The organism is Nonomuraea longispora, assembly GCF_004348345.1.
Lineage (GTDB): Bacteria > Actinomycetota > Actinomycetes > Streptosporangiales > Streptosporangiaceae > Nonomuraea > Nonomuraea longispora.
Map to the genome: position 1 here is coordinate 1 of NZ_SMJZ01000300.1, position 7,544 is coordinate 7,544.

6 protein-coding genes and 1 pseudogene are annotated in these 7,544 nt (G+C 74.0%); 4 read left to right on the top strand and 3 right to left on the bottom strand.

What is annotated here, in order from left to right; genetic code table 11:
• From E1267_RS41265 to E1267_RS41280, 4 genes are all read left to right on the top strand, one after another.
• Window positions 1–539 (top strand): citrate/2-methylcitrate synthase (locus tag E1267_RS41265; protein ID WP_281283756.1); only part of this gene is annotated, 539 nt, incomplete at its 5' end.
• A gap of 113 nt (window positions 540–652) precedes the next feature.
• On the top strand, window positions 653–1,033 hold the full coding sequence (locus tag E1267_RS41270; protein ID WP_165960091.1) for a YbaB/EbfC family nucleoid-associated protein: 381 nt from the start codon (window positions 653–655) through the stop codon (window positions 1,031–1,033).
• Window positions 1,030–1,347 carry a hypothetical protein gene (locus E1267_RS41275; protein WP_132341377.1) on the top strand — a complete coding sequence of 106 codons (318 nt, stop codon included), beginning with the start codon at window positions 1,030–1,032 and terminating at the stop codon, window positions 1,345–1,347. The genes E1267_RS41270 and E1267_RS41275 overlap by 4 nt, the downstream gene beginning before the upstream one ends.
• On the top strand, window positions 1,331–2,413 hold the full coding sequence (locus E1267_RS41280; RefSeq protein WP_132341379.1) for a hypothetical protein: 1,083 nt from the start codon (window positions 1,331–1,333) through the stop codon (window positions 2,411–2,413). Before E1267_RS41275 ends, E1267_RS41280 begins: the two co-directional genes overlap by 17 nt.
• 70 nt (window positions 2,414–2,483) lie before the next feature.
• On the opposite strand, the gene E1267_RS41285 is transcribed toward E1267_RS41280, so the two are convergent.
• From E1267_RS41285 to E1267_RS41300, 3 genes and pseudogenes are all read right to left on the bottom strand, one after another.
• Window positions 2,484–5,666: a coiled-coil domain-containing protein gene (locus E1267_RS41285; RefSeq protein WP_246064656.1), complete on the bottom strand. Its 3,183-nt coding sequence runs from the start codon at window positions 5,664–5,666 to the stop codon at window positions 2,484–2,486.
• Window positions 5,667–5,766: 100 nt separating this feature from the next.
• Window positions 5,767–7,245 carry a hypothetical protein gene (locus E1267_RS46980; RefSeq protein ID WP_246064658.1) on the bottom strand — a complete coding sequence of 493 codons (1,479 nt, stop codon included), beginning with the start codon at window positions 7,243–7,245 and terminating at the stop codon, window positions 5,767–5,769.
• Window positions 7,242–7,544, bottom strand: a pseudogene (locus tag E1267_RS41300) (hypothetical protein); the annotation flags it as partial. The gene E1267_RS46980 and the pseudogene E1267_RS41300, both read right to left, overlap by 4 nt.

The window sequence follows — 7,544 nt, forward strand, 5'->3', positions numbered from 1 at the left end:
ACCACGAACTGGCCGCCTCCACGCTGGCCGCCAGGGTCGCCGCCTCCGCCAGGGCGGACCCGTACGCCGTGGTCCAGACCGGCCTCGGCGTGCTGGGCGGCCCGCTGCACGGCGGCGCGTCGTACGGCGCGGAACGCCTGCTCGCCGAGGTCGGCGAGCCGTGCCAGGCCGCGCGGGTGATCACTGATCGGGTACGCCGCGGCGAACGTGTCCCCGGATTCGGCCACAGGGTCTACAACAACGGAGACGGCCGCGGCGGCGCCCTGCTCGACCTGGTCAAGGAGGCCGCGCCCGGGCACGAGCGGGTCGCCGCGGGCGTGGCAGTGCTGGCCGAGATGCGCCGCAGGCGGCTGCCCGAGCGCAACATCGACTTCGCCCTCGCCGTCCTGACCGCCGTCGGCGGCATGGCCGCCGGCGCGGGCGAGGCGATCTTCGCGGTGGCCAGGGCGGCGGGATGGCTCGCACACGCCATGGAAGAGTACGAGCGCGGCAGCCTCCTCCGCCTGCGCGCCTCCTACACCGGCCCGCCGATCACGTGACACCCCCGGTGAGCCCGTGACGGCATCCCGAGTAGTCACACGCACTGTTCAGCCGGTTTAATGCCATCTGCACCGTGTGTGTCAGACGTGATGATCGGGACTGGAGTGATGCCGTGCGTGCTGTGCCTGAGGACGACGCGCCCACCGGCGCCGGGGAGGCCGCCGGCGGTCAGGTGCGGGCGGTCGTGGGAGAGGACGGCCTGCTGGCCCGGCTGAAGCTGGATCCGCGGGCGATGCGGCTGGCGTCGCACGACCTCGCCGAGCACATCGTCGCCGCCGTGCGGGCGGCGCAGCAGGATCGGCTGGCGCGAACCCCCGAACCGGGCCCTCCCCAGGACGACCTCGCCACGGAGGAGCTCATCCGGAGGGTCAACGACATGGAGGCCCAGGCGGCCGGCGACTTCGCCCGGCTGACGTCGAGCCTCGACGAGATGCTGCGCCGCCTCGACGATCCACCCGGCGGAGCCGCCCCGAGGAAAGGTGAGTCGTGGTGACCCCCGAAGGAATCACCTGGGACGTCACCGGCCGCGAGTCGTCCGCCCGGAGCTTCCGTACGCTGACGGACGAGCAGCAGCAGGTCCACGAGGAATTCCGGGGGCAGGTCGCGGGGAGCGCCGGCCCCCTGCCGTACCCTGACTTCGCCGGCCCCTACCAGGAGTACCTGGTCGCGTTGTTCGGCGGCTCCGCAGAGGTCGTCGCGCAACTCGGCGGGACGGGGGAGGGCCAGGCCCTGATGGCGGCCAGGAACACGGAGGCCGAGGCGGCGGCGGTGCGGGAGGTGGGCGACGACCATGACCGCCGGGCTTGAAGAGATGGGCTTCGGCCTGCTGGGGGTGCCGCGTCCGCCGGACACCACCGAGCTCGAACGCCAGGCCGGCGTACTGGAGTCTCTGGGCCGCTCGCAGGCGTCGGCCGGTGACGACGGCGCCCGCGCGTACCGGCTGGCCGGCGCAAACGCGGGCGCCGCCACGGACGCGCTGGCCGAGCACGTGACGGGACAGGCCGGCGTGCTGGGACGCAGCGCCTCCCAGGCGCACTCCGCCGCGCTGGGCGCGGGCGCCGCGCAGGTCGCATGGAAAACGGTCAAATGGGCTGGCGGGATGCTCATCGGGCTGGCCGGGATGGCGGGCCTGGCCGCCCTCACGCCGCAGGGACGGGCGCTGATCAAGCCGCTGCTGCGGCCTGTCGCCCACCGCGTGCAGCATTACCTGCGCACCGCCACCCGCCTGCTCGGACAGATCTACAACCGGCTCACCCAGCGGCTCCGGGGCACGCCCGTCAAAGCGCCGGCGGTTCCTCCGCGTCCTGCGTACCCGCCTGCCTACCAGCGTGGCCCGGTGCAGACGTCGGCCGGCCGGCGGGCCGTCACGCAGGCACAGGGCCAGGCCGCACGCGCCGGGCTCTCCGCCCGGCAGGCCGCGGAGAGCATGAAGCGCGCCGAGACGAGGCTGCAAGACGTCGAAACGCATGTCTACAACGCCAAGCACACCGTCAACACCAGGCTGAGTGACGCCTACAACCGTGGAGAGATCGACGCCGCCACCAGAACGAACCTGGCCAGGCAGGCGCTGGCGAGCCATCCGTACCTGGACGACATGACCAGGTGGCACCTCAGCCGGCAGGCCGAGCGGCTGCAGCAGATCGAGTCGCAGCTCGGCAGGCACGTGACCGGGCATCTGGACGATGCCCGCCGCCGCGCGGACAACGGGCTCGGCATCGCCAGGGAGAACGGGCTGGACACGTCCGACCTGCAGAGGGTCCGCGACAACGTGAGGGCCTTGGACAGCCGGCGTTCCGACATGGCGGAACGTGCATACCTCGCTAACCAGGACATCCGCGGACCTTTCGAGATCCAGACCATGTACCGAATCTGACGGCAGGCCGGCCGTCGCGGAGCGGCCACCTCCGCGACGGCCGCACCCGCACCAGCACCCTGACCGGCGCTCACCCGGTCACGGCGCCCCGGTCGACGTACGCCGCGAGCGCGCGTACCCGCTCCCGGTGCTGGTCGTGCCCCACGATCACCGGCGGCTCGTTGTACGGCATCGCGTCGGACGAGCGCCGCAACTTGATGTACTGGCCGCAGGCGTCGATCGCGTACGGCTCCATGTCGTCCTGCAGCGCCCCGATCACCGTGATGCCGTACGTCTCCCCGATCCTCCTGAACAGCGCCACCGCCTCCCTGCGGTGCTCCTTGCCCAGGTTGCGCCCCAGCTCGTCGAGCACCAGGCACAGATGCCCGCCACCGGACGAGGCGATGGCCGCCGCGCACACCAGCTTGACCGCCTTCTCGTCCATGAGCGCGGTGTTGGCCCGCCGGTTGTAGGGCACGAACCCCTGCCCCTCGCCGCGTCGCCACTTCGGCGTGACCCGCCACTGCCAGCGCTGCTCGGGGTCGGCGGGCGCGGGCGGCACCGGGAACTCCAGCGTCGCGCCGTAACCGCCGTAGGAGGTGTCGAGCTTCTCGAACTCCTCCGCCACCCGGGTCAGCCGCGCCTTGATCGCCGCTGTCAGCGCCGCCCGGTGCACGGCCGTGGACTGCGCCGCCTCCTCCGCGCCCCTGGCCGCGGCCGCCAGGTCACGCTGCCTGGAGACCAGCTGGGCCTCGATCTGCCGGCGCTGGTGGCGTTCGTACTCCTCCTGACCGCGCAGATAGGAGGCCAGCGCCCCGCACACCGCCGCGAACGTCGCCTGCTCGCGCGCCGTGCTGCCGCCCCGCTCCTCCAGCAGGAACCGCAGCTCTTCCGGGACCTCCGCGTCGTCCTCGGGGAACGTGTCGCGCAACGCCTGGTCGAGGTGGCGTTCTGCGATCCGCCACCACTCCTCCGCCGTACGGGGCCGCTCCTCCTCGGGCAACGCCGCCAGCCATTCGCGGGCCGTCTCGACCGTGCCGCCCCAGTCGGCGGCCAGCGCGTCGAGCTTGAGCGACTCGCGTTCGGTGGTGACCTTCGCCGCCTGGTCGCGAGCCTGTGCCCGCTCGGCCTCGTGCCGATGCCGCCGCCCCTCCAGGCGTTCGATCTCCATGTCACGAGTGCGGGCGCGGAAGTCCAGCGCCCCCGCCTGTCTCTCCGCCTCGGCGACCTTCGGTGCGAGCTCCTCGATGGCGGCGTTGAGCTCGGCGAGTCTGGCCCGGCGTTCGCCGAGCTTCGCCTCCAGCTCGTCCAGGCGCACCCCGGCCCTGGCCCCTTCCAGCCGGCGCTGCGCCTCGGCGACCGCCTCCTCCCCCTCCCGCACGGCCTGCGCGGCACGCTCCTGTACGTCTTTCGCCCGGTTGAGCCGCTGCTCGGCGGCCTTGATGCGGGCCTCCCGCCCGGTCGCCACCCCGTCGAACGCGCCGACCACGCTCACCCCGGCGGCGCTGACCAGCACAGAACCGGGCAACTCCGCCAGGGCGGATGCGGCGGCGTCGAGCTGCGCCGCGTCGACGATCACCGCATGTTCGTTCGGCCACCCCCGCAACTCACCCAACGGCACCCAACCCGGCTGGGCGGACGCCTGAGCCGCCGGCTCGCCCCGGCCGGGCTTCTGGACGGGCTCTTGGCGGGGATCGCGGACCAGCTCACGGCCGGGCCTGTGGACGGGGCTCGCGGAGTCGCGGGCCTGTTCGGCGACGTCGAGGGCGTCGAGCAGGCCCGTCGCGCCGATGCGCGCCGCCGTCAGCGCGTCGAGCTGGGCCGCCGCCGGGCCACCCTCGGCGTCGTCGAGAGCCGCCTGTGCGGACGACACCTCCTGGTCGGCCACCCCCAGCGCCTTGAGCGTCTCGTTGAGGCGCAGCCGCACCTCCCGAAGTTCGCGTTCGGCCGTGGGTACGTCACGCCCGTCCGCGAATCTGCGGCTCTCCTCCAGCGCCGGGACCAGCCCCCGCAACTCGTCGGCGGAGTTCTCCGTCACCGCGCGGTCGGCGTCCAGCTTCGCGGCGCGCGCCTGCATCGCGGCCAGTTCCTTGCGCGCCTGAAAGACCTGCCGGTCGAGGGCGTCCTCCCGCAGGGTCGTGATCTCCGCCTTGACCATGGCGATCGACTCGGCGGCCGCCTCGCCGGCCGCATGGTGCCGCTCGAGGTCGGCGGCCAGCACGTCGTCCTTGCCCGCCGCGTCGGCGAGCTTGCGTGCCTGCCTGCCCCGCCAGCACCGCAAGGCGTCCGCCAGGCGTACCCTGGCCTGGTCGCGCCGGTCGAACGTGGTCAGCAACGCCTTCGACTCCGACCCGAACTCGGCCAGCCGGTCGGCCGCCTGCGCCGCGCGCAGCCGCCTGGTGTGCTCGTCGCGCCGGGCCTCCCGCTCCTGCTCCAGCTCGGCGTCGAGCCCGGTGAGCGCGGCGATGGCCTCGAAGACCCGCTCGGGGGAGATCTCGTTGAGCGGCTGGGAGAGCAGGTTGGTGGCGACCTTGCTGCGCACGGACGTGGACAGGAACGACACGCACCTGACCCGGTCGCCGTAGAGCACCTTGGTCAGGTCGCGGGCCACGACGTCGCGCCGCCCGGCCGACTTCGGCAGCGACGCCCAGATCTCGTCGGCGCGGGCCACCCGCTCGGCCTCGGACGGGGACGCCGCCAGGTGCACGCCCTCCCGCCACCTGATCTCCAGGTGCGGCGCCTCCTGGTTGACCTTGAGCCACACGGTGAGCGCCCCGCCGGAGGTGTCGGGCACCTCGAACAACTCCGCGCTCGCCCCGGATCCCCCCAGCACGAACGCGCCGTCCTCGGGCACCACCCCCTGAGGCGCGGCCGCTTCGGCCGTCGCGTCGTGGGCCGTCGGGGCGGCGCTGTGCTCCGCGGGCGCGAAACCGTCCATGCCGGGCGGAGCGAACACGCCCACGATGTAGCCGTGATCGGCGCTCGCCCACTGACGGGCACCGGCGCCGCTGGCCAGCTCGGCGTTGAACAGCAGCTCGGACACCGCCTTCGCACCGGACGCGAACCGCCACTGCTCGTCACCGAGCAACGCCGTGACAGAGGCGATGAATGATGATTTGCCCGCTCCGTTGGAGTCCTTGGGCCCGGCACCGGCCACGACGATGAGCGTGCCGGGCACGGTGGGCACCGGATGGGTCGACAGCCGCGAAATGTTGACCGCTTGCACGGCGATCAGCACGCGGTCCCCGACGACGTTCTCCACCAGCGACGACACTCGAACCCCCGTTACCCTTCCATCCGTCATCTTCACTGCGCCGACCCGCGCACACGCCCGGCGGCCCCGGCCATGCTGACCTGCCGGCGCCCGGCCGCCGTCACTGTGCCGACCTGCGCGCGCGTACGGCCGTCGCCAGCGGGGTGCTCGGCCCGGCCGCCAGGATGAGTTCTTCCTGCAGACGCCGCCGGGCCGCCGGAGTGAGCCGGTGGAACTGCGGCCCCGGCACGTAGCCGCCCGCCTCCTCACCGGCCTTCACCTGGCCCAGCAGCCCCGCGTGCCGCAGCGTGCGCAACGCCGCCTCCAGCTCGCCGATCGGCAGCTGGGTGTGGCGGCGCAGCTCGTCGGCCGGCGTGGGATGCGGTGAGAGCCAGGAGTCCTCGGGCAGCAGCCCTTCGGCCCTCGGGATCGCCACGGAATGCACCAGGACGAGCGTCAGCACCGCGCGCTCGCTCACGCCGAGCCGCGCCCCCGCCGGACCGCTGCCCCTGCCCGCGACCGCCTTCGCCCGGCCCACCGCCGCCGCCCCGGGGACCGCCTCCTGCGCGCGGTCCGCTCGGACCGTCTCGCCGTGCATCGCGGCTCCCGAGGGCACGGCATCGTGGGCGGCGTCGTCCGGGGCGGCCGTGTTCTGTGCCGCTTCGTCCAGGGTCTCCCCGGCGGCGCTCTCACCAAGATCCGTGACGTCGCCGTCGACGGCCGCCTCGGGCCGCCCGCCAGAGGCGGCCAGGGCGGTGGCGTAGGTGTCGGCGTAGCCGGAGATCCAGCGTTCGCGGTGCCGGATCAGCGTACGGCCGCGCCGGTCCAGCATCTCGCCCAGCGTGTGCCGCAGCGCCGGGTCGCGCAGGGCGGCGAAACGAGCCTCCTGCACGGGCTCGGCCGCGTGTTCCACCACCATGAACGCCGCCACCAGCTCCGCCCGCCGCCGCTCGTCGTAGCCGCTCAGCAGGTCGTCGAACTCCGCGGCGCCCGCCTCGACCCGCCCACCGGGCCCCGCAGCCGCCGGCGTCGGCGTGCTCTCGGCTGCGGCCACGATGTCGGCGTCGCGCACCACGGTCAGCTCGGGCCGCTCGGGGTCGGGCAGCCGTCGCACCAGCTCCTGCAGCTGGGCGTGCGACGTGACCGGCCAGAGGGCGCAGCGCGGGCCCAGGGAGACGACGCCGTCGTCCATGACGACCCACGCCGAGTCGTGCAGGCGCCGCAGCGCGCCGATCGCCCAGTTGCGCATCAGGTCGTCGGTACGGCCGATCAGCGCGCGGTAGGTGTCGAGCACCAGCTCCACCGGCGCCGGCCGGCCCGGCCACGGGTCTGCGGAATGGTCGCTCCAGCAGCACTTGAGCACGGCGGCCAGCACCCGCCGGGTCTCGCCGGAGCGCTCCACGGGCAGGGCCGCGACCTGGTGCTCGTCCAGCAGGGACGGTGTCGCCCCGTCGGGCCACACCGGTAGCGCCTGCCCGGTGGAGTCGGGGCGGGTCAGGCGTGCCATGCCCGCGGGCGCGGCGGCCCCGGCCCCGAGCCACAGCGGCCCGCCGGACCGCGCCCTCACGTGCGCCATCGCCGCGTCGTCCGCCGCGCTCATCGGGCGCGCTCCAGATAGCCGTGGGACAGCCAGGCGGGCTCGCGCTCCGGGTCGATCGTGAGCCCGCCGGACCACCTCAGCCGGTAAGGCAGCTCGGGCCGCAGGTCGAGCGTCGTGAGGTCGGCGAGCACGCGCCGCGCGGACGGCCAGTCGGAGCCGAGCACGTCGGCCAGCGCCACCCGGGAGGCGTCGCCCAGCAGCGACTCGGCGACCCGCGTCAGCCGCTCCGTGGCGGCGTCGGGCGAGGTGTCGAGCGCATCGCCCGGCCCCGGGTCGGGCAGGTTGGAACGCGGGGGAGT